This window comes from Pseudomonas sp. B21-009 (assembly GCF_024749345.1).
Taxonomy (GTDB): Bacteria; Pseudomonadota; Gammaproteobacteria; order Pseudomonadales; family Pseudomonadaceae; genus Aquipseudomonas.
On record NZ_CP087199.1, the window covers coordinates 5,647,348 to 5,671,861 of the forward strand.

Consider the following 24,514-nt stretch of genomic DNA (forward strand, 5'->3'; position numbering starts at 1 on the left):
CAATGCATAAAGAAACCGAAATCAAACTGCGGGTCAGCCGCGAGACCCTCGCCGCCCTGCGTGAACACCCATTGCTGAACAAGCGCAACAAGTCCGGGTGGCAAAGCCGCGAACTGCTCAACCAGTACTTCGACACTCCGGAGCGCGACCTGGCCGCCGCCAAGGTCGCCCTGCGCCTGCGCCGCGACGGCGAGGTGGTCATCCAGACCCTCAAGACCCGCGGCCAGAGCGTCGCCGGCCTGTCCCAGCGCAACGAGTTCGAATGGCAGTTGCCCAAGGCCAAGCTCGACCTGAAAAAGCTCGACGCCGAGTGCTGGCCAGAGCAACTGGCCGATGTCGACAAAAAGACCATCAAGGCGCTGTTCACTACCGATTTCACCCGTGAGTACGCCGAAATCGCCTGGGGCCGCGGCAAGGCCAAAGTGGTAATCGAAGCCGCCCTGGACCTCGGCACCGTGGTCGCCGGCAAGCAAAAAGAAGAGATCTGCGAGCTGGAGCTCGAGCTGCGCGAAGGCGCCCCCGAAGCCCTGCTGGAACTGGCCGCGGAGCTCTCGGCCAAGCTGCCGCTGATGCCCTGCGACATCAGCAAGGCCGAGCGCGGCTACCGCCTGCTCAACGCCGGCAGCTACGCCCTGAGCCTGCCAGCCGCCGAACTGAACGCCGAAATGACTCTCGACGACGCCTTCGCCGCGTTGGCCTGGCAGCTGCTCGGCAGCAGCCAGCGCCTGGCCGAACAGTACCGTTTCAACGGTCACTGGCGCCTGCTGCAAGACTGGGTCGAAAACCTCTGGGAACTGCGTGCCCTGGCCAGCAGCCTCGGCCAGGCCGGCCCACGCGCCAGCACCCGCGAGTTGCGCAACAGCCTCGACGCCCTGCTCGAAGACTGGCGCCCGCTGGTGCTGGCCGGTGCCGACGACGAAGATGTACGCCGCGCAGCGCCCGAGCAGTTCGCCGAGGAACTGCTGGAAACCCGCTGGGGCCAGTTCTCCCTGGAGACCTCGCGCTGGCTGCTGGCCCGTGCCTGGACCGTCGAGCGCAACAAGCGCGGCGACCGCCAGGGCGCCGCACAACTGGCCAACTGGCTGAACGTGCTGCTGGCCGAAGAAGCCAAGGCCCTCAACCTGCCGCTGTACCATCGCCAACCGGAAGACCTGGCCGAGCAGCTGCCGCGCATCGAGCGCCTGCTGGCCTGGCTGCATCATGCCCGCCAGGTGCTGGAAAGCCCGGACCTGGACCGCCTGTTCGGCGAGCTGAACAAGCTCCAGGAACTGGCCAACCTGCCGATCAGCGACGAAGTGCTCGAAGCTCGCGTCCACCAGGCCATGGCCGTGTTCCAGAGCCGCGGCTGGAAACACCTGCTGCGCAAGTAAGGCTCAAGGCAATACCGGCAAACTCGTCGTGGACTTGATTTCGGACAAGGCCACGGTCGAGTTGACCTCCTGGATCCCCGGCACCATCGACAGCTTTTCGAAGAAGAACCGTTCGTAGGCTTCGATGTCCGGGGTGACAATGCGCAGCAGAAAATCCACTGCGCCCATCAGCACATAACACTCCAGCACTTCCGGAAAACCGCGGATCGCCTCGGTAAACTCGGTGAAGTTGGAGCGCCCGTGGGCGTTGAGTTTGACCTCGGCGAAAATCTGCGTGTTCAGGCCGATCTTCTTGCGGTCGAGCAGGGTCACCTGGGCGCGAATCACCCCCTCCTCTTTCAGGCGTTGTATGCGCCGCCAGCAAGGCGATTGCGACAAGCCCACGCGCTCGGCGATCTGCGCGCTGGAGAGCGAGGCATCTTCCTGCAGCAAGGCCAGGATGCGCCGGTCATAAGCATCCAGTTCGCTGTGCATGATTATTTCTCCAAAGTCATTAGCTGCGAATTGATCTATTCAAGATTGAACAATATCGCACGATCATAGAGAAGAAATGCCCCGGCCCGCATGTAAAAATTTCTCCACTTTCTGCGGAGAAACCCATGAGCGCTCTCGAACGGCTGGACAGCCCCCTTACGCCCTTGCGCCACGATGTCTGGGCCGCCAACAACGCCCACAGCGATGTCTGCTATCAACTGCAGGTCGAAGCCGAGCCCGACAGCCTGTGCCGGGTGCTCAACCTGTTTGCCCTGCAATTTCTGGTACCACATCGCTTGAATGTCGAGCAGCAGGATGACCTGCTCAACGTCGAGATTGGCATCAGCGGCCTTAGCTGGCACCGCGCCGAGCTGATTGCGCAAAAAATGCGCAACCTGATTTGCGTGAGCGAAGTGCAGTTGAGCACTGCCGGAAAAGCCTGGTAACCCTTGTTCAGCGGGAAGCCCCGGCTCAGCCGCTAACCTTGCTCAAGCCATCACTGTCGGTGGCGCGGCAAGGAAGCCCGCAGCCATGCACAACCTTAGCGAAGATCGCTGGCTTGACCTGAACACCCTGCTGGACGAGCTGCTGGCCGAGCAACGCATCAGCCCGGCTGATCACGGCAATTGCCCGCCGGTGCAGCACGACCAGCACCCGCTGGAGTGGGTCGCCAGCCAGCAGCTTGCCGACCTGCTTAATCCCGGCCAGCACCTGGACCTCGATAGCCTGTGCCAATGGCTGGCCAGGCAGGCCGGGCAGCCGTACCTGCGTATCGATCCCCTGGAGATCGACCCCGCCCGCCTCACCGGCCTGATGTCTGCAGGCTTCGCCCGGCGCCACGGCATCCTCGCGGTGGCCGCCGATACCAGCGGCGTCACCGTGGCCAGCGCACAACCTTATGTACGCGCCTGGGAAGCGGACCTGACCCAGGTGCTGCAACGGCCAATCAAGCGCGTGCTGGCCAGCCCGGTGCAGATCCGCCAGCTCAGCCAGACGTTTTTCCAGGTCGCGCAATCGGTCAGCGGCGCCAGTCAGCAGCAGTCGACGCCAATCGCTGCGGGTAATCTTGAGCAGTTGCTTGAGCTGGGCGCGCGCGGGGCTGACGCACAAGCCAACGATGCGCACATTGTCAGCATCGTCGACTGGCTGTTGCAGTACGCCTTCGAGCAGCGCGCCAGCGATATCCACCTCGAGCCCCGGCGCGACCAGGGCCAGCTGCGCTTTCGCATCGACGGCGTGCTGCACCCGGTCTACCAGTTTCCGGGGCCGGTGACTCTGGCGGTGGTCAGCCGCCTGAAAAGCCTGGGGCGCATGAATGTCGCAGAAAAACGCCGGCCCCAGGACGGCCGGATCAAGACCCGCCTGCCAGGCGGCGCAGAGGTCGAGCTGCGGCTGTCGACCCTGCCGACCACATTCGGTGAAAAGCTCGTACTGCGTGTTTTCGATCCACAGTTGCTGCAACAGGACTTTGCCCAACTGGGCCTCGGCGGCGCCGACCTCAAGCGCTGGCTGGCCATGCTCGACCATCGCCACGGCATTATCCTGGTCACCGGGCCTACCGGCTCGGGCAAAACCAGCACCCTGTACGCCAGCCTCAAACACCTGGCTACCCCGCAGATCAACCTGTGCACCGTCGAAGACCCGATCGAGATGGTAGAACCGGCCTTCAACCAGTTGCAGGTGCAACCAGCCATCGACCTCGACTTTGCCGCCGGCACCCGCGCCCTGCTGCGCCAGGACCCGGATGTCATCATGATCGGCGAAATACGCGACCTGGAAACCGCTCAGGTGGCGATCCAGGCCGCCCTCACCGGCCACCTGGTGCTCTCGACCCTGCATACAAACGATGCCTGCAGCGCCATCACCCGCCTGCTGGAGCTGGGCATTGCGCCCTACCTGCTCAAGGCCAGCATGATCGGGGTCATGGCCCAGCGCCTGGTGCGTACCCTGTGCCGGCACTGCAAGGGAGCGCCGCTGGGGTGCCGGGAATGCCGGCACACCGGGTATCACGGCCGTAGCGCGATCTTCGAGTTGCTGGGCATCAGCGAAGCGCTCAAGTCACTCATCAACCGTGAAGCCGACCTGCCTGGCCTGCGCCAACTGGCGTTGAAGGAAGGGATGCACAGCCTCAGGCAAAGTGGCCTGGACAAAGTCGCGGCCGGGCAGACAAGCCAGGCTGAAGTGCTTCGCGTCACGGCCTGAGGCTGCGCCAAAGCTTTTACCCGGGCAGGGAACTAGATCTGCGCAAAGCCGATCAAAGGCCCCAGTTCACCTCACGTTGGAGTCACCCCCGATGCGCCTCAAATTCGCAGTCGCCACCCTCGCCCTGCTGTCCCTGCCGGTTGGTTCTGCCATGGCCGATACCTTCTGGCGCAACGTCATCTCGTCCGGCGCCACCACCGGTTCCACCTACCTGACCTTCAAGGACCACAAACTGGTCATGGCGGCCCAGGATGATGCCGGCAGCTACGTCGCCAGCGAAGGCGCGATTCGCGGCCCGTACCTGGAAGCGGCGATGCACAAAGTGCGCGCCGACAACCCGGGGCTGCAAGTCAGCGACATGGAACTGGCCAATGCGATCCTGGCCAAGAATGCGCTAGCCAGCGAGTAAGCTCGCGACCGCTGTGGGAGCGGATAAATCCCCTCCCACACCAATAGCGCTTCAACGATAGTCATCCACCGGCACACAGGCGCAAAACAGGTTCCTGTCGCCATACACATTGTCGACGCGATTCACTGCCGGCCAGTACTTGTGCTGCCGCGCATGGGCACTGGGCGCCACGCCCTGGGCAATGCTGTAGGGCCGCTCCCACACCCCTAGCACATCCTCCAGCGTATGCGGCGCATGCTTGAGCGGGTTGTCTTCGGCCGGCCAGTTACCCTCCTGCACTTCACGGATCTCGGCGCGAATGCTCAGCATCGCCTCGACAAAGCGATCCAGCTCGGCCTTCGACTCGCTCTCGGTCGGCTCGACCATTAGGGTGCCCGGCACCGGGAACGACATGGTCGGCGCGTGGAAACCGTAATCCATCAAGCGCTTGGCCACATCCTCCTCGGTGATGCCGGTCAAGGCCTTGAGCGGGCGCAGATCGAGGATGCATTCATGGGCCACCCGTTCGTTGCGCCCGCGATAAAGCACCGGGAAGGCGCCGCCCAATTGCTCGGCCAGGTAGTTGGCCGAGAGGATCGCCACCTCGCTGGCATCGGCCAGTTGCGGGCCCATCATGGCGATGTACATCCAGCTGATCGGCAAAATGCTCGCGCTGCCCCAGGGCGCGGCGCTGACTGCGGTGTTCTGCGGGTCGGGGCCAGGCAGCGGGATGACCGGGTGGCTGGCGACAAACGGCGCCAGGTGTGCGCGCACACCGATCGGGCCCATGCCCGGGCCGCCACCGCCGTGGGGGATGCAGAAGGTCTTGTGCAGGTTCATGTGCGAGACGTCGGCGCCGATATCCGCTGGCCGCGCCAGGCCGACCTGGGCATTGAGGTTGGCACCGTCCATGTACACCTGGCCGCCGTGCGTGTGGATAACCTCGCAGATCTCGCTGATGCCTTCCTCGTACACACCATGGGTCGATGGGTAGGTCGCCATCAGGCACGACAGCTTGTCGCCAGCCGCCTGCGCCTTGGCTTTGAGGTCGGCCAGGTCGACGTTGCCGGCCTGGTCGCACTCGACGATCACCACCTGCATCCCGGCCATCTGCGCCGAGGCCGGGTTGGTGCCATGGGCCGAGGCCGGGATCAGGCAGATATCACGTTGCGGTTGATGACGGCTGCGGTGGTACTTGGCAATTGCCATCAGCCCGGCATACTCGCCCTGAGCGCCGGAGTTGGGTTGCATGCAGATGGCATCGAAGCCGGTGATCGCGCACAGCCAGCTTTCCAGCTCGTCGATCATCGCCTTGTAGCCCTGCACCTGCGCGGCCGGGGCAAAGGGGTGCAGCAGGGCGAAACCCGGCCAGGTGATCGGGATCATCTCGCTGCTGGCATTGAGTTTCATCGTGCACGAGCCCAGCGGGATCATCGACTGGTTCAGCGCCAGGTCCTTGTTCTCCAGCTGCTTAAGGTAGCGCAGCATCTCGGTTTCGCTGTGGTGCAGGTTGAACACCGGGTGGCTGAGAAAAGCCGAGCGTCGCACCAATGCCGACGGAATGCCCTCGGGCTGCGCCAGAGCATCCAGCGCGGCGATATCCAGGCCGTGGTCGGCGCCCAGGAAGATATCGAACAGGCGCATCACCGTGGTTTCGTCACAGGTCTCGTCGAGGCTCACGCCCAGTTGCCCGCGACCCAGAATCCGCAGGTTGATCTGCGCCGCCTCGGCGCTTTCGATAATGGCCGTCTGGCTGCCGCCGACTTCCAGGGTCAGGGTGTCGAAGAAGTGCTCGTTGAGGCGCTTGATGCCCTTGCTCTCCAGACCTGCAGCCAGCACGAAGGTCAACGCATGCACGCGCTGGGCGATGCGCTGCAGGCCTTCCGGGCCGTGGTACACCGCATAGAAGGCGGCGATGTTGGCCAGCAGCACCTGGGCGGTGCAGATGTTGGAGTTAGCCTTCTCGCGGCGGATATGCTGTTCGCGGGTTTGCAGGGCCATGCGCAACGCGGTGTTGCCGCGGGCATCCTTGGACACGCCGATGATGCGCCCAGGCATGGCCCGCTTGAATTCGTCCCGGCAGGCAAAGTACGCCGCATGCGGGCCACCAAAGCCCATGGGCACGCCGAAGCGCTGAGAGGAGCCCAGTACCACGTCGGCGCCCTGCTCACCCGGCGGCATCAGCATCACCAGGCTGAGCAGATCGGCAGCGACGCAGGCCAGCGCCTGCTGGGCATGCAGCTGAGTGATCAGCGGCCGCAAGTCACGCACTTCGCCGTGGGTATCGGGGTATTGCAGCAAGGCCCCGAACACCTTGTACTTGGCGAGGTTATCCACAGCGTCGACGATCAGTTCGAAACCAAAGCCCTCGGCGCGGGTCTGCAGCACCGAGAGGGTTTGCGGGTGGCAGTGTTCATCGGCGAAGAAGGCATTGCTTTTCGACTTGGCCACGCGCTTGGCCAGGGCCATGGCTTCTGCCGCGGCAGTGGCTTCGTCGAGTAACGAGGCGTTGGCGAGGTCCAGGCCGGTGAGGTCGATGATCATTTGCTGGAAATTGAGCAAGGCTTCCAGGCGGCCCTGGGCGATTTCCGGTTGATACGGGGTATAGGCGGTGTACCAGCCCGGGTTTTCGAGAACGTTACGCAAAATGACGGTTGGCGTGATGGTGCCGTGATAACCCATGCCGATCAGGCTGGTCCACACCTGGTTCTGCTCGGCATAGCCCTTGAGCTTGGCCAAGGCAGCCTGTTCATCGAGGGCCTCAGGCAGCTCCAGTGGCCGGTTCAAACGGATGCCCGGCGGCACGGTCTGTTCGATCAGCTCGCGGCGGCTGCCAACCCCGAGGGTAGCGAGCATGGCCTGCTGCTCCGAGGCATCGGGGCCCAGGTGGCGACGCAGAAAAGGATTGCGGTCGTGCAGTTGGCTCAGGGACGGCGACTGGGACATAGCGGCTCTCTCTTCCTCGACCAAGCCTCGAGCGCTCGAGGCATATTGAGTCTAGGAAGAGATTGCCGCCTGCGTGAAACTATTCGCCGATGGCGGCTTTGTAACCGGCGGCGTCGAGCAATTTGTCCAGCTCGGCCTTGTCGCTTGGCTTGAGCTTGAAGATCCAGCTGGCGTACGGATCGTTGTTCAGTTCCTCAGGGCTGTCGGCCAGCGCCTCGTTGACTGCGATCACTTCACCGCTGACCGGTGCGTAGATGTCGGAAGCTGCCTTGACCGACTCGACCACGCCCGCCGCATCGCCGGCGGCAAAGACCTTGCCCACTTCCGCCAGCTCGACGAACACCACGTCACCCAGGGCTTCCTGGGCATGGTCGCTGATCCCGACAGTCACAGAGCCATCGGCTTCCAGCCGGGCCCATTCGTGGCTTTCGGCAAAACGCAGGTCGGCGGGGATATTGCTCATAATTGTTGTCCTCGATTGGGTCAGCGGTTGGCCCGCCAGAATTGGGTTCAGATCAGGATCTTGCCATGGCGCACGAAGGTCGGCTTGACCACCCGCACCGGGTACCACTTGCCGCGAATCTCCACCTCGGCACGATCGGCGGTGGCCATCGGCACCCGCGCCAGGGCAATGGATTTGCTCAGCGTAGGAGAGAAACTACCACTGGTGATCTCCCCTTCGCCAATCCCGGCGACACGGACCACCTGATGGGCGCGTAAAACCCCGCGCTCTTCGAGCACCAGGCCGACCAGTTTCTGCTCGACGCCATGCTCGATTTCTTCCAGCAGGCCCTTGCGACCGATGAAGTCACGCGCTGCCGGCTCCCAGGCGATGCTCCAGCCCAGGTTCGAGGTCAGCGGCGTGTGGGCTTCGTCGATGTCCTGGCCATACAGGTTCATGCCCGCTTCCAGGCGCAGGGTATCGCGGGCGCCAAGGCCGCTGGGGGCGATGCCGGCGCCGACCAGGTCGTTGAAAAACGCCGGGGCCTGTACCGCCGGGAAAATGATTTCCAGGCCATCCTCACCGGTATAACCGGTGCGGGCGATGAACCAGTCACCATCGGCCAGGCCTTCGAAGGGCTTGAGTTCACGGATCAAAGCGGCGCGGGCAGCGGTTACCAGCTCCGCGACCTTTTCTCGCGCCTGCGGGCCCTGGATGGCAAGGATGGCCAGTTCCGGGCGCTCGCTCAGCTCGACCTCGAAGCCGATCATCCGCGCCTGCAGCCAGGCCAGGTCCTTGTCGCGGGTCGAGGCGTTGACCACCAGGCGGTAACCGTCTTCACAGCGGTAGACGATCATGTCGTCGATCACCCCGCCCTGCTCGTTGAGCATGGTGCTGTACAGGGCCTTGCCGGTGGCGTTCAGGCGCGCGACATCATTGGCCAGCACCTGTTGTAGCCAGGCACCGGCCTGGGCGCCACGGATATCGATCACGGTCATGTGGGATACATCGAAGACCCCGCAGGCCTGGCGCACCTGATGGTGTTCCTCGACTTGCGAGCCGTAATGCAGGGGCATATCCCAACCGCCAAAATCGACCATCTTGGCGCCGAGGGCCAAGTGCAGGTCATAAAGAGGCGTACGCTGTCCCATGGGTTTCTCCTTCCGGGCGTGGCGAGGCTACGGCGGCTGGCAGCGTTGCAGCTACCCGGTCTGTAGGACCGGCCGCAGCGAATGCCGCGCATTGTAGCTGCAAGCAAGCAGGCTTACACCCTCAGCGCGTTTGACCGGGGTGGCGGGCCGAACGTCGAATCAGGCCGATGACCGGCAGCAAGCCGACCAGCACCAGGGTCAGCGCCGGTAGCGAAGCCCGCGACCATTCGCCTTCGCTGGTCATCTCGAATACCCGAACCGCCAGGGTATCCCAGCCAAAGGGGCGCATCAGCAAGGTCGCCGGCATTTCCTTGAGCACGTCGACGAATACCAGCAGCGCCGCGCTCATGGCACCGGGCACCAGCAAAGGTAGATACACCTTGAAAAACAATCTCGGGCCACTGACCCCCAGGCTGCGCGAAGCTTCCGGCAAGGACGGGCGAATCCGTCCCAGGCTGTTTTCCAGCGGGCCGTAGGCCACGGCGATAAAGCGCACCAGATACGCCAGCAACAAGGCCGACAGGCTGCCGAGCAGCAACGGCTTGCCGGCACCACCGAGCCAGCCGGACAGCGGCACCACCAAGTGGTTATCGAGGTAACTGAAGGCCAGCATGATCGACACTGCCAGCACCGAGCCGGGCAAGGCATAGCCCAGGTTGGCCAGGCCGACGCCGGCGCGGATGGTCGAGGTCGGCGCCTGGCGCCGGGCAAACGCCAGCATCAGGGCAACACACACAGTAATCAGTGCCGCCATGGCGCCCAGGTACAGGGTATGCAGGATCAGCCCGGCATAGCGCTCGTCGAGGTCGAAACGCCCGCGCTGCCAGAACCACACCAGCAACTGCAGCATCGGCACCACGAAGGCACAGGCGAACACCAGCAGGCACCAGCTGCTGGCGGCCAGGGCCTTGATGCCCCGCAAGTGATACAAGGCCTGGCCGCGCGGGCGTTCGTTGCTGCTGCGCACCGCGCCACGAGCCCGGCGCTCGCCGTACAGCACCAGCATCACCGCCAGCAACAGCAGGCTGGCCAGTTGCGCGGCGCTTGAGAGGCTGAAGAAGCCATACCAGGTCTTGTAGATGGCGGTAGTGAAGGTGTCGAAGTTGAACACTGACACCGCGCCAAAATCCGCCAGGGTTTCCATCAATGCCAGGGCCACCCCGGCACCGATGGCCGGCCGCGCCATGGGCATGGCAACCCGCCAGAATGCCTGCAGCGGAGACAGCCCCAGAACCCGCGCCGCTTCCATCAGGCCCTTGCCCTGGGCCAGGAAGGCGTTACGGGCCAGCAGGTAGACGTAGGGGTAGAACACCAACACCAGCACGGTGATGACCCCGCCGGTAGAACGCACCCGCGGCAGGCGCAAGGGCCCGAACCATTCGCGCAACAAGCTTTGCACCGGCCCGGCGAAATCCAGCAGGCCGACAAACACGAACGCCAGCACATAGGCCGGAATCGCGAACGGTAGCATCAAGGCCCAGTCGAGCCAGCGCCGCCCGGGGAACTCGCACAGGCTGGTGAGCCAGGCCAGGCTCACGCCCAGCACCGTCACACCAATGCCGACACCGAGGATCAGCGTCAGGGTGTTGCCCAGCAGGCGGCTCATCTGGGTATCGAGCAGGTGCGACCAGATCTGCAGGTCGACCGACTGCCAGGACAACAACAGCACGCTCAGCGGCAGCAGCACCAGGGCGGCGATGATGAAGACCAGGGGGTACCAGCGGCGTTGGGCGGGGTGGGCCAAAAGGAAAAATCTCTATGTAGAAGCACAGGCTCTGTGGGAGCGGCCTTGCCCCGCGATTGCATTGTGTCAGTCACATTGCAATCGCGGGGCAAGCCCGCTCCCACAGGGGGCCGATAAGGGCCCCGGAAGGATAAAGCCTGGCGCTTAGTTCCAGCCAGCCCGATCCATCAGGCGGATGGCTTCGGCCTGGCGTTTGCCGGCCACTTCCACAGCAATGCTGTCGGCCTTGAAGGTGCCCCAGGCAGCCACTTCTTCAGATGGCGCCACGGCCGGGTTGGCCGGGAACTCCTGGTTCACGCCGGCGAAGATTTTCTGCGCCTCGGCGCCGGTCATCCATTCGACCAGCTTCTTCGCCGCCTCAGGGTGCGGCGCATATTTGGTCAGGCCGATACCCGAGAGGTTGACGTGCACGCCACGGTCAGCCTGGTTGGGCCAGAACAGCTTGACTGCCAGCTTGGGGTTTTCCTTGTGCAGGCGGCCGTAGTAGTAGGTGTTGACGATGCCGACGTCGCACTGGCCGGCGTTGATCGCCTGGAGCAAGGCGGTGTCGTCGGAGAACACATCGGTGGACAGGTTGTTGACCCAGCCCTTGATGATCTCTTCGGTTTTTTGCTCGCCATGGGTTTCGATCAGGGTAGCGGTCAGCGACTGGTTGTAGACCTTCTTCGCCGTACGCAGGCACAGGCGACCTTCCCAGTTTTTGTCGGCCAGTGCCTCGTAGGTGCTCAGCTCTTCGGGTTTGACCCGCTCGGTGGAGTAGGCGATGGTCCGTGCGCGCAGGCTCAGGCCGGTCCAGTCGTGGGACGAGGCGCGGTACTGGGCGGGGATGTTCTTGTCGATGACGTCCGACTTGATCGGCTGCAGGATGCCCATCTGCTCGGCCTGCCAGAGGTTGCCGGCGTCGACGGTGAGCAGCAGGTCGGCGGTGGCGTTCTCGCCCTCGGCCTTGATCCGCTGCATCAGCGGCGCTTCCTTGTCGGTGATGAACTTGATCTTCACCCCGGTTTCTTTGGTGTAGGCATCGAATACCGGTTTGATCAGCTCGTCGATGCGCGAGGAATACACCACCACCTCGTCCGCCGCCTGGGCGGCCGTGCCGAACAGGGTCAGAGCCAGGGCGGCCATTACGTGCTTGCGTGGCAACATGGTGCAGTCCTCGGAATTCATGAGAGGCGCAAATGGTAGTTAATCCCATTTGCCTTCTCAACCGAACTCACAAGGGAGGAGTTACCAGATGTTGCGGGGCCCTCAGGCCCGCGCCAGTTCCGGCAGGTCACCGCTCAAGCCCAAGGCCTGGCGCACGAACAGGGCCTTGGCTTCCGGCAATTGCTCGATCCATTTCAGGCCGCTGTTGCGCAACCAGCGCAACGGCAGTGGATCGGCCTGGAACAAGCGCTCGAAGCCTTCCATCGCCGCCATCAAGGCCAGGTTGTGCGGCATGCGTCGGCGCTCGAAACGGCTCAGCACGCGAATATCAGCCAGGCGCTCGCCACGCTCGTAGGCATGCAGCAACTCTTCGGCCAGTACCGCGGCATCAAGGAAACCGAGGTTGACGCCCTGCCCGGCCAGCGGGTGGATGGTGTGCGCGGCATCGCCGATCAGCGCCAGGCCTTCGGCCACGTAACGCTTGGCGTGACGCTGGCGCAGCGGCACGCAAACCCGTGGGTCGGCCTGCAGGACGCCGCCCAGGCGCCCTTCGAAGGCGCGCTCAAGCTCGGCGCAGAACGCCTCGTCGCTCAAGGCCATCAAGTGTTCAGCCTGCTCGGGCGTGGTCGACCAGACGATCGAGCACCAGTCCTGCTGGCCATCGCGCAACAACGGCAGGAACGCCAGCGGCCCCTCGTCGGTAAAGCGCTGCCAGGCGGTCGCCTGATGTGGCCGGGCACAACGCACGCTGGTGACGATGGCGTGGTGCAGATAATCCCACTCGCGGGTCTCACAGCCAGTCAGGCGGCGTACCGCCGAGTTGGCGCCGTCGGCGGCAATCACCAGCGGCGCACGCAGGGTACGGCCGTCGGCCAGGGTCAGCAGCCAGTCGTCGCCGGAGCGGCGCATCTGCTCCAGACGGGCATTGGCCAGCAGGCCGATTTCGCTGTCGTGCAGACGCTCCAGCAGGCCATCCTGCACTACCCGGTTCTCGACGATATGGCCAAGCACTTCGGCGTGCACGCTGGCCGCCGAGAAGTGGATCTGGCCGGTGCCGCTGCCATCCCACACGTGCATGTCCGAGTAGGGGCTCAGGCGTCGCTCGCTGACTCCCTGCCAGGCGCCCAAGCGTTCGAGGATGCGCTGGCTGGCCGCCGACAAGGCGCTGACCCGCGGCTCAAACGCCGACTGCTGGTCGAAGGGTTTGATCGACAAGGGGCTGCCGTCGAGCAAGAGAATTTCCAGGCCGCTGTGCTGCAACGCCAGGGCCAGGGCGCTGCCGACCATACCGGCACCGACAATCAACAGATCTGCGCGCATTTCCATGCCTTAAGCCTGTCTCGCTTGCGGCTTGAGCCGCACGTAAAGGGTTTTGTCGACCCGCGCCACCAACTCACCTGCGGCGTCGCGGATATCGACCTGAAGTCGTGGCAGGTACTTTTTGCCGCCGGCGGTGTGCTGGCGGATGTCGTCGAGCAGGGCATCGTCGATGCGCAGGTCGGCGAACACCGGGCCCTTGCCCGGCGACACGAAATCGATGCTGGCGGCCTTGTCCCAGACGATGTACTCACGCCCGAGCAGCTCCATCAGCATCAGCATGTAGAACGGGTCGACCATCGAGTACAGGCTGCCGCCGAACTGGGTGCCGACATAGTTGCGGTTGAACCAGCGCAGCCCCATGCGCACGCGGATGTGGCGCAGGTCGGGGCTGACGCTGAGCACGCGAATGCCCGCGCCCAGGTACGGCGGGTAGATATTCAGCAGCCAGCGCAGCCTGCGCGCGCGCCGGGCCAGTTTGCGCGGGTCGCTCATGCTCAGCTCCGTGGATCCGGGCGAGTTCCCAGGCCCATGGCCTGGCGGGCGAACCAGCGCTTGGCCGGAGGCAACAGGTCGAGGCCGAGCAGGCCCAGGTTGCGGCCGGTAGCGACCAAGGGTTGGGCGCTGCCGAACAATCGGGTGACGCGGTCGGAGAAGCCCACGGTCAGGTCCTGGTCCAGGCGCTGACGCTCACGGTAGGCCTGCAGGGTGGCGAAATCACCCGGCACTCCAGGGCTGGCCAGCAAGCCGTCGGCCAGCGACTGCACATCGCGCAGTGACAGGTTGAAGCCCTGGCCGGCAATCGGGTGCAGGCTGTGCGCAGCGTTGCCAAGGACTACCAGATGCGGGCGCACCTGCTCCTGGGCCTCGACCAGCGACAGCGGATACAAGTGCCGGGCGCCGACCTGGCGCAGCGCACCGAGGCGGTAGCCAAACACGTCCTGCAGCTCGCTGAGGAAGCTGCGTTCGTCCAGCTCGGCCAGGCGCTTGGCGTCCATACCGGCACGGGTCCAGACCAGCGCGCAGCGGTTCTCCGGCAATGGCAGCAAGGCCATCGGCCCTTCGTCGGTAAAGCGCTCGAAAGCCTGGCCGCAGTGGGCTTCGCTCGGGGTGATATTGGCGATCAGGGCGCTCTGGTTGTACGGCCGCTGGCTGACATGAATACCCAATTGCTCGCGCAGGCCGGAACGGCCGCCATCGGCCAGTACCGCCAGGTCGCATTCAAGCGTGGTGTCGTCGTTGAGCGACAGCCGGTAACCGTCTTCCAGCGGCTGCAGGGCGGTGACCTCCGCCGGGCAGCGCCAGCTCACCACCTCAGCGTCCAGGCCCTGCCACAGGCACTGGCCAAGCCAGGCGTTCTCGACCACGTAGCCGAGCGCCGGTACCCCTTCTTCCAGGGCGTCCAGGCGGGTGGCGCCAAAACGGCCACGGTCGGAGACCTGGATCTGACGGATCGGCTCGGCGCGGCGGCTGATCTGTTGCCACAGGCCAAGACGCTCGTAGATTTGCCGGGTACCGAAAGACAACGCCGAAGAGCGGGCGTCATAGCTCGGCTGGAAACTGTCACCCGGGGCGAACGGTTCGATCAGCAGGATCTTCCAGCCACGCGCCTTGGCGCCGGCTTGCAGGGCCAGGGCCAGGCTGGCGCCGACCAGGCCGCCGCCAATGATCGCAAGGTTGACCCGGCTCATGCTGCGGCACTGCGCGCAGCAGCCATCAAGGCTTCGATTTCGGCAACCGTCTTGGGTACGCCGGAGGTCAGGATTTCACAGCCCTGCTTGGTTACCACTACGTCATCCTCGATTCGCACACCGATGCCACGCCATTTTTTCGCGACACTCTGGTTATCGGCACCAATGTAAATGCCAGGTTCAACAGTCAGGGCCATGCCCGGCTCGAGCACTCGCCACTGGCCGCCGACCTTGTACTCGCCGACATCATGCACATCCATGCCCAGCCAGTGCCCGGCGCGGTGCATGTAGAAAGCCCGATAGGCTTCGCTTTCAATCAGTTCGTGCACCTGGCCCTTGAGCAGGCCCAGTTCCACCAAGCCTTCGGTAATCACTTGCACCGTGGCCTCATGGGCGTGATTCCAGTGCTTGCCCGGGGCGATGACCGCAAAGGCCGCTTCCTGGGCCTTGAGCACCAGCTCGTAGATGGCCTTCTGCTCCGGCGAAAAACGCCCGCTGACCGGGAAAGTGCGGGTGATGTCGCTGGCGTAGCAGTCAATCTCGCAACCGGCGTCGATCAGCACCAAGTCGCCGTCCTTGAGCAGCGCGTCGTTCTCCTGGTAATGCAGGATGCAGCTGTTGCGCCCGGCGGCGACGATCGAGCCGTAGGCCGGCATCTTCGCCCCGCCCTTGCGGAACTCGTAGTCGAGCTCGGCTTCCAGGCTGTATTCGCGCAGACCGGCGCGGCAGGCCTGCATGGCCCGCACGTGGGCACGGGCGGAAATCGCCGCGGCCTCGCGCATCACTTTCACTTCCGCCGCCGATTTATACAGGCGCATGTCGTGCAGCAGATGATCCAGGGCAACGAATTCGTTCGGCGGCTGCGCACCCAGGCGCGCTTTGGAGCGGATGACGTTGATCCACTCCATCAAGTGGCGGTCGAACTCGGCGTTGCTGCCCATGGCCGAATACACCCGGTCGCGGCCTTCGATCAGGCCGGGGAGGATGTCGTCGATATCGGTGATGGGGAAAGCATCATCGGCGCCAAAATCGCGGATCGCCCCTTCCTGGCCAGCGCGCAGGCCGTCCCAGAGCTCGCGCTCGGGATTGCGCTCGCGGCAGAACAATACGTACTCGCCGTGCTCGCGGCCGGGGATCAGGGCGATCACCGCCTCGGGCTCGGGGAAGCCGCTGAGGTACTGGAAGTCGCTGTCCTGGCGGTACACGTGCTCGACGTCGCGGTTGCGGATGGCAACCGCGGCGGCGGGCAGGATGGCGATGCTGTTGGGTTCCATCTGCGCCATCAGCGCCTTGCGTCGACGGGCGTATTCCGACTTGGGGATGTGGCTCATGGGCAGTGGCAGTCCGTGGTTGATCAGTGCAACGAAGGTTTGGCCGCAGGCTCGACCGGCTGCTTCAGCTCGGTGTAGAGCAGCAGCGGGGCGACGCGCAGGTATTCCATGACTTCCATATAGTCGTTTTCGCCGTCTTCGGACTCTTCCAGGGCGTCCTGAACCTGAGAGATCGCGACCAGGTCCTGCAGCACTTCCTTGGCCTCGGTGCTCAGGTCCTTGCCACCGGCATTCAAACCGAAACCGGCAATGAAGCCCTGGCACCATTGACCCAGGGCGGTGGCACGCTCGGTCAGCGGCTCATCATCACCCGGCAGCAACAGCACCACGGTGATATCGTCGCTGGTCAGTTCGCCCTTGACCATTTCTTGCAGGCCGATCAAGGCGTTACGAACGTTGTCTGCCGGTTCGCTTTCCAGCAGGCCGGCGGCGTCTGCCAACCATGCCTCGGCATCGAAGCCGGCACCGGCGCAGCTGCGCCCGAGCAACAGCCCGTGCAGTTCGGCAGGGGAAACAGGATGCCCGTTGCTGCTGAGCAAGGTGGCGAAGGCGGTGTACGGCGAATTGATATTGGGCATGGGCAACTAGGCGCCAGACGGCGCAATGACTAGAATGAAGACCTTGTATCCTAGCACCGGCAGGCGCGCCAAGACCATCGACGCGGCCAACTCCGGGCCGGCCAGGGCATAAACCGGGCAACCACCCGCACGACCGAATCGAGTGGCAACCAATGCAAGAGAACGATCTGCAAGCGCTGATGGGCCGATTCGAACTGCTGATTGAGCGGGTCGAGCAACTAAAACGGCAAAACGCACTCTTATTAGCTCAGGAAAAATCCTGGCGCGAAGAGCGCGCCCACCTCATCGAAAAAAATGAAATCGCCCGGCGTAAGGTCGAATCGATGATTTTGCGACTCAAGGCCCTGGAGCAAGACTCATGAGCTCAAGCAATAGCGTCACTGTTCAGATTCTCGACAAAGAATATTCGATCATCTGTCCGCCGGAAGAACGCAGCAACCTGGTCAGCGCCGCGCGCTACCTGGACGGCAAGATGCGCGAAATCCGCAGCAGCGGCAAAGTCATCGGTGCCGACCGCATCGCCGTGATGGCTGCGCTGAACATTACCCACGACCTGCTGCACAACCAGGAACGCCCGCAAGCGACCGGCACTGGCGTCAACCGTGAACAGGTGCGCGACCTGCTTGAACGGGTCGATAGCGCACTGGCCGACGATCAAGATTCAAATAAGGGTTGAGTATCGGTATACTGGCGCCACTCCCTGGAGTGCTTGCCAGTCGGTCATGTCCCTGAGCCGATACGCACAACCACGGGGGTTGCACGTGGGGCCGGTGTGCATGTCCGCTTGACGGAAAGCCTTAACGCCTCCTGCAATCTCCACCTTGAACTTTCGGGTTCAAGGGCTACACCGACAGCGGTTCGTCGGGGAGCCTGAATTCTTTGCCCGCCCTTCTGCGCGGGCAATCGAGCTGTCACCCGGCGGGTGGCAGCCCTCTCTGGGACTGCCCGTGCCATGACCGACACCGCGCCGCTGACCCGCCCGCAACTTCGCCGCCTGCTTCGCGATGCCCGCCGTGCCCTGACGCCGGCCGAACAACGCCAGGCAGCCCGTGGCCTGTACCGTCAGCTGGCGCAGCATCCGTTGTTTCGCCGGGCCCGGCACATCGCCCTGTACCTGCCCAATGATTGCGAGATCGACCCGCGCCTGCTGATGCGTGAAGCCCAGCGCCGTGGCAAACGCACCTACCTGCCGGTACTGCACGCCTGGCCAAAAACCAAGATGGTGTTCCAGCGCATCGAAGCCGGCGAAAAGCTGCGGCGCAACCGCTTTCGCATCCCCGAGCCGCACATCAGCCTGGCCCGGCAACGGCCAATCTGGGCGCTGGACCTGATCCTGCTACCGCTGGTGGGTTTTGATGAAGTGGGTGGTCGGCTGGGCATGGGCGGCGGTTTCTATGACCGCAGCCTGGCCTATCAGGCCCACCGCAAGGCCTGGAAAAAACCCTTGCTGCTGGGCCTGGCGCATGAATGCCAGAAGGTCGAACGACTGGCGCAAGCCAGCTGGGATGTGCCGCTGCAGGGGACGGTCTCGGACCGTGGCTGGTACCTGGCTATCAACGCTGTTGCGGATTGACCGGCATTTCGTAAGGGGCGTCGAGTTTGCGTTCCCAAAGGCTTTGCGCATAACCGGTAGTGACAACACCCAAACCGAACAGAAACACCAGAATCCAGAGCAAATCCGGTTTGCGATTCATCGATTGCCCCCCTCAGGCAAACTGATCACGTTGTCAGCAACGTTTTTGTTGTTGCAGCAGCGTCAAGCTTAAAATGCGCGCATTCTCCGACAACCTGAGGCGACACGCAAACGTTGACGCCAACCGACCGTCGGTTTCCTGAAACAGGTTATTTCAAACATTGTCTGGAGCACCACCCATGGCCTACTGGCTGATGAAATCCGAGCCCGACGAACTCTCGATCAAGGACCTCGCGCGGCTGGGCGAAGCGCGCTGGGATGGCGTGCGCAACTACCAGGCGCGCAATTTCTTGCGTGCCATGGCAGTCGGTGACCAGTTCTTCTTCTACCACTCCAGTTGCCCGGAGCCGGGCATTGCCGGCATTGCCCGCATCAGTGCCGCAGCCTATCCCGACCCCACTGCACTCGACCCGCAAAGCCACTACTTCGACGCCAAGGCCAACGACGCCAAGAACCCCTGGAGCGCTGTCGATGTCGCCCATGTCGAAACCTTCGGCAAGGTCCTGCAACTGAGCTACCTCAAGCAGCAAACCGCCCTCGCCGAACTGGCGCTGGTACAGAAAGGCAGCCGCCTTTCAGTGATGCCGGTGACCGCCGAACAATGGGCAGCGGTACTCGCACTGCGTTAAACAAGGTAGGATGGCCGCTCATTTGACGAACATCAACGCACCAGGACCGGTGCGGCGTCACAATTTGACGTTAATGCAGCAAGGATTGCCCAACCATGTCGATGAGCCAACACGCCCCGAAATTCTTCGCCGGTGCCTTGATCGCCCTGCTCCTGGCCGCGGGTGGCCTGGGCTACTGGAAGTCCCTGCATGACCGCCTGCCCGAAGGCCTGAGCATGGGCAACGGCAGGCTCGAAGCCACCGAAGTGCAGATCGCCAGCAAGATCCCCGGGCGCCTGGCCGAGGTGCTGGTCGACGAAGGCGATACCGTCAAGCAGGGCCAGTTGCTCGCCCGCATCGACACCCGCACCCTCGAAGCCCAGCGCAACCAGGCCGAAGCCGAAGTGCTACGGGCCCGGGAAAACTACTCCGCCGCCCAAGCCACGGTGCAATTGCGCCAGAGCGAACAACTGCTGGCCAGCCAGGAGCTCAAGCGCGTGCGCGAGATCTTCCAGCGCAAATACGCCAGCCAGCAGTTGCTCGACCAGCAGCAGGCCCGCTACGACACCAGCAACTCCGCCGTGGTCGCCGCCCGCGCGCAACTGGCGGCGATCAAGGCCGCCATCGGCGCCGCTGAAGCCCAGGTGGCACAGCTGACCAGTGAAATCGACGACAGCAGCCTGCGCGCGCCAATCAACGGCGTGATACAACTGCGCCTGGCCGAGCCAGGTGAAGTGCTCGGTGCCGGCGGCCGCGTGCTGATGCTGATCGACCCCAGCGACCAGTACATGAACCTTTACCTGCCCGCCTCCACGACCGGCCGCCTGACCGTCGGCGACCAGGCGCGCATCGTTCTCGACGCCCTGCCCGACCGGGCCTTGCCGGCGAAGATCGCCTTCGTCGCGGCCAAGGCGCAGTTCACCCCCAAACAGGTGGAAACCCGTGACGAGCGCCAGAAGCTGGTGTTCCGGGTCAAGCTGCGCCTGACCGAACCAAGCGCCGTGCCCCAAGCCAAACCCGGCATGCCGGGCGCAGGCTATGTGCGCACCGCTGATGTGGACTGGCCGGCCAACCTGCAATGAGCGCGCTGGCGCTGCACGCCGAGGGCATCAACCACCGCTACGGCGGGCTGAACGCCCTGCAGGACATTGCCTTCAGCCTGCCGGCCGGCACCCGCTGCGGCCTGATCGGCCCGGACGGCGCCGGCAAGTCGAGCCTGCTCGGGCTGATCGCCGGGGTGAAGAAGCTGCAAAGCGGCGAACTGCAGGTGCTTGGCGGCTCGATCCGCCAGCGCCGCCATCGCAACAGCCTCTACCCGCGTATCGCCTTCATGCCCCAGGGGTTGGGCGGCAACCTTTACCCCGAGCTGTCGATCAGCGAGAACATCCGCTTCTTCGCCACCCTGTTCGGCCTTGGCGCCACGGAGTGCGAGCAGCGCATGCACAACCTGCTGCTGGCCACCGACCTGCTGCGCTTTGCCGAACGCCCGGCGGGCAAGTTGTCGGGCGGCATGAAGCAGAAGCTCGGCCTGTGCTGTGCGCTGATCCACGAACCGGACCTGCTGATCCTCGACGAACCCACCACTGGCGTCGACCCGCTGTCGCGCCGGCGCTTCTGGGAGCTGGTCGAGCAGGTGCGCCAGGAACGCCCGCAACTGACCCTGCTGGTCGCCACGGCCTACATGGAAGAGGCCGAACAGTTCGAACACTGTCTGATGCTCGATCGTGGCCGGCTGATTGCCGCAGGCTTGAGCGAAGAGCTGGCCGCAGCCACCGCCAGCCACAAGCTCGATGACGCCTTTACCCACTTTCAGGGCGACAGCCAGCGCAGCCAGCAGCCCCTGGTGATCCCGCCGCGCGATAGCGGCGATGCCGAGATCGCTATCGAAGCCCATGAACTGACCTTGCGCTTTGGTGACTTCACCGCCGTGAACAAGGTCAGTTTCGCCATCGGCCGTGGCGAGATCTTCGGTTTTCTCGGCTCCAACGGCTGCGGCAAGACCACCACCATGAAGGTGCTCACCGGGCTGATGCCGGCCAGCGAGGGCAGCGCCACCCTGCTCGGTCGCCCGGTGAACGCCAAGGACCTGGCCACGCGCAAGCGCGTTGGCTTCATGTCCCAAAGCTTCTCGCTGTATGGCGAACTCAGCGTGCGGCAGAACCTTGAACTGCATGCGCGGCTGTTCGACCTGCCCAAGGCCGACAGCGGCCCGCGCATCGCCGAGCTGATCGAGCGTTTCGATCTGGGCGCCATCGCCGACCAGCAGTCCGGCGCCCTGCCCCTGGGTTTGCGCCAGCGCCTGTCGCTGGCAGTGGCGGTACTGCACCGTCCGGAAGTGCTGATCCTCGACGAGCCCACCTCAGGTGTGGACCCGGCAGCGCGCGACGACTTCTGGCGCCTGCTGATCGAGCTGTCGCGCGATCAGGGGGTGACGATCTTTCTCTCTACTCATTTCATGAACGAGGCCCTGCGCTGCGACCGGATCTCCCTGATGCATGCCGGCAAGGTCCTGGCCTGCGACACCCCGGCGGCGCTGCAGCAGCAGTTCGGCGGTGAAACCCTGGAAGATGCCTTCGTCACCTGCCTGGAACAGGCCCAGGGCGCCAGCGAAGCGCCAACGGCCCCAACCCAGTTCGACAGCCCGGCCAATACAGCAACGCAACCCCTGCGCCATGGCTTCAGCCTCAAGCGCCTGGTCGCCGTCGCCACCCGCGAAGGCAAGGAACTGCTGCGCGACAAAGTGCGCCTGGCGTTCGCCCTGCTTGGCGCGCTGTTCATGATGGTGATCTTCGGCTACGGCATCTCCCTGGACGTGGAAAACCTCGCTTTCGCCGTTTATGACCAGGACCAGAGCCCGCAAAGCCGCGCTTATCTTGAAGCCTTCCGCGGCTCGCGCTACTTCGCCGAACAGACGCCGATTCGCGATGCCGCACAGTTACACAAACGCCTGCAGCGCTCGGAAATCAAGCTGGCCCTGGAGATTCCACCAGGTTTTGGTCGCGATCTGCACGCCGGTCGCCAGCCGGTGGTAGCAGCCTGGCTGGACGGCGGCATGCCATTTCGCGCCGAGACTAGCCGTAACTATGTCGAAGCCGTGCACCAGGGCAACCTCGAACAACTGGCGGCGCTGAGCAGCAAGGCCCGGGCCGGGCAAACTCCAGTGCGCCTGGAAACCCGCTTTCGCTACAACCAGGACGTGGTCAGCGTCAACGCCATCGGCCCCGGGGTCATGGCGCTGATCCTGGCGTTCATTCCGGCAATGCTCACCGCACTGGGCATCGTGCGCGAAAAAGAGCTGGGCTCGATCACCAACTTCTATGCCACGCCCCTGACCCGCCTGGAGTTCCTGCTCGGCAAACAGGCGCCCTACCTGGCGGTAAGCCTGGTCAACCTGGCGCTGCTGGTAGCAATGAACCGCTGGCTGTTCGGCGTGCCGTTCAAGGGCAGCGCCCTGGCCCTGGCCTGCGGCGGCGTGCTCTACCTGCTGGCGACCACCAGCCTGGGCCTGCTGATCTCGGCGTTCACCCGCACGCAGATCGCCGCGATCCTCGGCACCATGATCATCACCAGCCTGCCGACCATCCAGTTCTCCGGGCTGATCGTGCCGCGTTCCTCGCTCGATGGCGCGGCGGCCTTGATGGGCCAGTTGTTCCCGGCCGGTTACTTTCTCGATATCGCCGTCGGCACCTTTACCAAAGCCCTGGACCTGCGCGAACTCTGGCCCCAGTGCCTGGCGCTGCTGGGCTTCTTTGTCGGTTTCACTGGCCTGAGTCTGGCCATGCTGAAGAAGCAGGAGGTCTGATGCATCGTCTGGCACATACCCTGCGCCTGGGGCTCAAGGAGCTGACCAGCCTGCGCCACGACAGCGTGCTGCTGTTGTTCCTGCTGTACGCCTTCAGCGTGGCGATCTACATGCCGGCCGCAGGCTCGGTGATCGGCGTGCACAACGCCAGCGTGGCGATCATCGACGAAGACCACAGCCTGGTCTCGCGCAAGCTCGCCGAGGCCCTGCAACCACCGGAATTCCAGCACGCCGTGCCGTTGCCCTACGACCAGCTCGACCAGGCCCTGGACAGCGGCCGCTACACCTTCGTGATCAACGTACCGGTGAACTTCCAGACCGACCTGCTGGCCGGGCGCTCGCCCGAGCTGCAAGTCAACGTCGACGCCACGGCCATGAGCCAGGCGTTCATGGGCGCCGGTTACATCGGCAGGATCGTCGAGCGCGAGCTGCTCGACTATGCCAAGCAGGGCTCGGCTACCGCCGGCAGCCCGGCGCTGCTCAGTGCCCGGGCGTTGTTCAACCCCAACCTTGAGGGCGGCTGGTTTCTGGCGGTGATCCAGATCGTCAACAACATCACCATCCTGGCCATCATCCTCACCGGCACGGCACTGCTGCGCGAGCGCGAGCACGGCACCCTCGACCACCTGCTGGTGCTGCCGCTGACCGCGCTGGAAATCATGCTGGCGAAGATCGCCAGCAACGCCCTGGTGGTGGTGCTGTGCACCTGGGTATCGCTTGAGGTGATCGTCAAGGGCGCGCTGGGTGTACCGCTGGCGGGATCGCTGGGGCTGTTCCTGGCGGTGACGGCGCTGTACCTGTTCGCCAGCACCGCATTGGGGATATTCCTCGCCACCCTGGCGCGCTCGACCCCGCAATTCGGCCTGCTGGCGATTCCGGTGATCATCCCGATGCTGTTGCTGTCGGGCGGCAGCACGCCGCTGGACAGCATGCCGCAATGGCTGCAGTGGGTCATGCAGGGCTCGCCCTCGACCCACTTCGTCAGCCTCAGCGCGGCAATCCTGTTCCGTGACGCCGGGCTGGCAGTGGTCTGGCCAGACATCGCGGCGCTCGCCGCCATTGGCCTGGCCTTCTTCGCCATTGCCCTGGCGCGTTTTCGCCGCAGCCTGACCTCGTGATTACTGAACGATCAGGTTGTTGAACAGCAGGTCGTCGACGGTCGGCTTGCCTTCTTCGGATTCGAGCACCTGCTGGACCTGCTTCAGAGCTTCCTGACGCAGTTTTTCCTTGGCCTCGACGTTACTCATGGCCTCCAGGTTCTGCTGGGTGAACAGCGCCACCAGCTGGTTGCGGATCAGCGGCTCATGATGCTTTACCGCTGCGGCGGCGGCATCGCTGTTGACCCGCAGGGCCACGTCGGCCTTGTACACGCGCAGCTTCGGCCCGCCATCAAGGGCGTAATTGCCCACAAAAGGCGGGCTCAGGGAAATGTAGGAGACCTTCGGTTCCCCTTCCTTGGCTTCCTCGGCCATGGCCGCCATCGGCAGCATCAGCGCCAGTACCATCAAGATCCACGCTTTCACGAATTCGCTCCTCATACAGTTGGCGCCAGCATACCCAGCGCACCGGTCAAACCCAAGCCCGGGCTTATGCCGGCCTATCAGGGCGGGCCATGCTCGTTGACCCGGCAC

General features: G+C 64.1%; 24 protein-coding genes and 1 other RNA gene. 12 read left to right on the top strand and 13 right to left on the bottom strand.

Translation table 11 applies throughout. The features are described from left to right. Positions 1-2 precede the first annotated feature (2 nt). Entirely contained in the window at positions 3-1,370 is a 1,368-nt protein-coding gene (locus tag LOY34_RS26130) for an inorganic triphosphatase (protein ID WP_195885281.1), read from the top strand. A 3-nt stretch (positions 1,371-1,373) separates the two neighbouring features. Here LOY34_RS26130 and LOY34_RS26135 read toward each other — a convergent pair whose 3' ends face one another. Beyond that, entirely contained in the window at positions 1,374-1,844 is a 471-nt protein-coding gene (locus LOY34_RS26135) for an Lrp/AsnC family transcriptional regulator (protein ID WP_123565204.1), read from the bottom strand. A gap of 125 nt (positions 1,845-1,969) precedes the next feature. Between LOY34_RS26135 and LOY34_RS26140 the strand changes: the two genes are divergently transcribed. From LOY34_RS26140 to LOY34_RS26150, 3 genes are all read left to right on the top strand, one after another. Continuing rightward, positions 1,970-2,290, top strand: coding sequence for a hypothetical protein (locus tag LOY34_RS26140; protein ID WP_195885282.1), 321 nt, complete (start codon positions 1,970-1,972; stop codon positions 2,288-2,290). Between the two features lie 85 nt (positions 2,291-2,375). Further along, entirely contained in the window at positions 2,376-4,046 is a 1,671-nt protein-coding gene (locus LOY34_RS26145) for a GspE/PulE family protein (protein WP_195885283.1), read from the top strand. A 91-nt stretch (positions 4,047-4,137) separates the two neighbouring features. Beyond that, positions 4,138-4,455 carry a DUF2388 domain-containing protein gene (locus LOY34_RS26150; protein WP_045201089.1) on the top strand — a complete coding sequence of 106 codons (318 nt, stop codon included), beginning with the start codon at positions 4,138-4,140 and terminating at the stop codon, positions 4,453-4,455. A gap of 51 nt (positions 4,456-4,506) precedes the next feature. Here the strand turns inward: LOY34_RS26150 and gcvP are convergent, their stop codons facing one another. From gcvP to LOY34_RS26200, 10 genes are all read right to left on the bottom strand, one after another. Next, the gene (gene gcvP, locus LOY34_RS26155) at positions 4,507-7,380 is read right to left on the bottom strand and encodes an aminomethyl-transferring glycine dehydrogenase (RefSeq protein ID WP_195885284.1); all 2,874 of its coding nucleotides are present in this window, start codon (positions 7,378-7,380) and stop codon (positions 4,507-4,509) included. Between the two features lie 79 nt (positions 7,381-7,459). Then, the gene (gene gcvH, locus LOY34_RS26160) at positions 7,460-7,843 is read right to left on the bottom strand and encodes a glycine cleavage system protein GcvH (RefSeq protein WP_195885285.1); all 384 of its coding nucleotides are present in this window, start codon (positions 7,841-7,843) and stop codon (positions 7,460-7,462) included. 47 nt (positions 7,844-7,890) lie between these two features. Then, positions 7,891-8,973, bottom strand: a complete 1,083-nt coding sequence (gene gcvT / locus LOY34_RS26165; protein WP_045201083.1) for a glycine cleavage system aminomethyltransferase GcvT — start codon at positions 8,971-8,973, stop codon at positions 7,891-7,893. Between the two features lie 121 nt (positions 8,974-9,094). Continuing rightward, positions 9,095-10,717 carry an iron ABC transporter permease gene (locus LOY34_RS26170; protein WP_045201080.1) on the bottom strand — a complete coding sequence of 541 codons (1,623 nt, stop codon included), beginning with the start codon at positions 10,715-10,717 and terminating at the stop codon, positions 9,095-9,097. 144 nt (positions 10,718-10,861) lie between these two features. Continuing rightward, positions 10,862-11,863 carry an extracellular solute-binding protein gene (locus LOY34_RS26175; RefSeq protein ID WP_045201202.1) on the bottom strand — a complete coding sequence of 334 codons (1,002 nt, stop codon included), beginning with the start codon at positions 11,861-11,863 and terminating at the stop codon, positions 10,862-10,864. A 102-nt stretch (positions 11,864-11,965) separates the two neighbouring features. After that, positions 11,966-13,183 carry a 2-octaprenyl-3-methyl-6-methoxy-1,4-benzoquinol hydroxylase gene (locus tag LOY34_RS26180; RefSeq protein WP_176794311.1) on the bottom strand — a complete coding sequence of 406 codons (1,218 nt, stop codon included), beginning with the start codon at positions 13,181-13,183 and terminating at the stop codon, positions 11,966-11,968. A 9-nt stretch (positions 13,184-13,192) separates the two neighbouring features. Beyond that, a complete protein-coding gene (locus LOY34_RS26185) occupies positions 13,193-13,675 on the bottom strand; it encodes a DUF4442 domain-containing protein (protein WP_045201076.1) in 483 nt (160 codons plus the stop codon). 2 nt (positions 13,676-13,677) lie between these two features. Further along, positions 13,678-14,871, bottom strand: a complete 1,194-nt coding sequence (gene ubiH, locus LOY34_RS26190) for a 2-octaprenyl-6-methoxyphenyl hydroxylase (RefSeq protein ID WP_045201074.1) — start codon at positions 14,869-14,871, stop codon at positions 13,678-13,680. Continuing rightward, positions 14,868-16,202: a Xaa-Pro aminopeptidase gene (gene pepP / locus LOY34_RS26195; RefSeq protein WP_195885286.1), complete on the bottom strand. Its 1,335-nt coding sequence runs from the start codon at positions 16,200-16,202 to the stop codon at positions 14,868-14,870. Before pepP ends, ubiH begins: the two co-directional genes overlap by 4 nt. Before the next feature lie 23 nt (positions 16,203-16,225). Further along, entirely contained in the window at positions 16,226-16,780 is a 555-nt protein-coding gene (locus tag LOY34_RS26200; RefSeq protein ID WP_093378230.1) for a YecA family protein, read from the bottom strand. Positions 16,781-16,932: 152 nt separating this feature from the next. Here LOY34_RS26200 and LOY34_RS26205 point away from each other — a divergent pair, with 152 nt between their 5' ends. The 4 genes from LOY34_RS26205 (at position 16,933) to LOY34_RS26220 (ending at position 18,353) form a co-directional block, all read left to right on the top strand. Beyond that, on the top strand, positions 16,933-17,142 hold the full coding sequence (locus tag LOY34_RS26205; RefSeq protein WP_010221172.1) for a TIGR02449 family protein: 210 nt from the start codon (positions 16,933-16,935) through the stop codon (positions 17,140-17,142). Next, the gene (locus LOY34_RS26210; protein WP_195885287.1) at positions 17,139-17,456 is read left to right on the top strand and encodes a cell division protein ZapA; all 318 of its coding nucleotides are present in this window, start codon (positions 17,139-17,141) and stop codon (positions 17,454-17,456) included. Before LOY34_RS26205 ends, LOY34_RS26210 begins: the two co-directional genes overlap by 4 nt. A gap of 18 nt (positions 17,457-17,474) precedes the next feature. Further along, a non-coding RNA gene (ssrS, locus tag LOY34_RS26215) (6S RNA) lies at positions 17,475-17,652 on the top strand. Between the two features lie 80 nt (positions 17,653-17,732). Next, the gene (locus LOY34_RS26220) at positions 17,733-18,353 is read left to right on the top strand and encodes a 5-formyltetrahydrofolate cyclo-ligase (RefSeq protein WP_195885288.1); all 621 of its coding nucleotides are present in this window, start codon (positions 17,733-17,735) and stop codon (positions 18,351-18,353) included. Here the strand turns inward: LOY34_RS26220 and LOY34_RS26225 are convergent. Beyond that, complete coding sequence (locus tag LOY34_RS26225) at positions 18,334-18,474, bottom strand: hypothetical protein (RefSeq protein ID WP_165392175.1); 141 nt, start codon at positions 18,472-18,474, stop codon at positions 18,334-18,336. The genes LOY34_RS26220 and LOY34_RS26225 overlap by 20 nt on opposite strands. Positions 18,475-18,652: 178 nt before the next feature. Here LOY34_RS26225 and LOY34_RS26230 point away from each other — a divergent pair, with 178 nt between their 5' ends. From LOY34_RS26230 to LOY34_RS26245, 4 genes are all read left to right on the top strand, one after another. After that, complete coding sequence (locus tag LOY34_RS26230; RefSeq protein WP_195885289.1) at positions 18,653-19,102, top strand: EVE domain-containing protein; 450 nt, start codon at positions 18,653-18,655, stop codon at positions 19,100-19,102. Between the two features lie 101 nt (positions 19,103-19,203). Further along, positions 19,204-20,163: an HlyD family secretion protein gene (locus LOY34_RS26235; protein ID WP_195885934.1), complete on the top strand. Its 960-nt coding sequence runs from the start codon at positions 19,204-19,206 to the stop codon at positions 20,161-20,163. After that, positions 20,160-22,883: a ribosome-associated ATPase/putative transporter RbbA gene (gene rbbA / locus LOY34_RS26240; protein WP_093378219.1), complete on the top strand. Its 2,724-nt coding sequence runs from the start codon at positions 20,160-20,162 to the stop codon at positions 22,881-22,883. The genes LOY34_RS26235 and rbbA overlap by 4 nt, the downstream gene beginning before the upstream one ends. Then, a complete protein-coding gene (locus LOY34_RS26245; protein WP_045201059.1) occupies positions 22,883-24,001 on the top strand; it encodes an ABC transporter permease in 1,119 nt (372 codons plus the stop codon). Before rbbA ends, LOY34_RS26245 begins: the two co-directional genes overlap by 1 nt. On the opposite strand, the gene LOY34_RS26250 is transcribed toward LOY34_RS26245, so the two are convergent. Continuing rightward, positions 24,002-24,406 carry a flagellar basal body-associated protein FliL gene (locus tag LOY34_RS26250; RefSeq protein ID WP_045201057.1) on the bottom strand — a complete coding sequence of 135 codons (405 nt, stop codon included), beginning with the start codon at positions 24,404-24,406 and terminating at the stop codon, positions 24,002-24,004. Between the last annotated feature and the right edge of the window lie 108 nt (positions 24,407-24,514).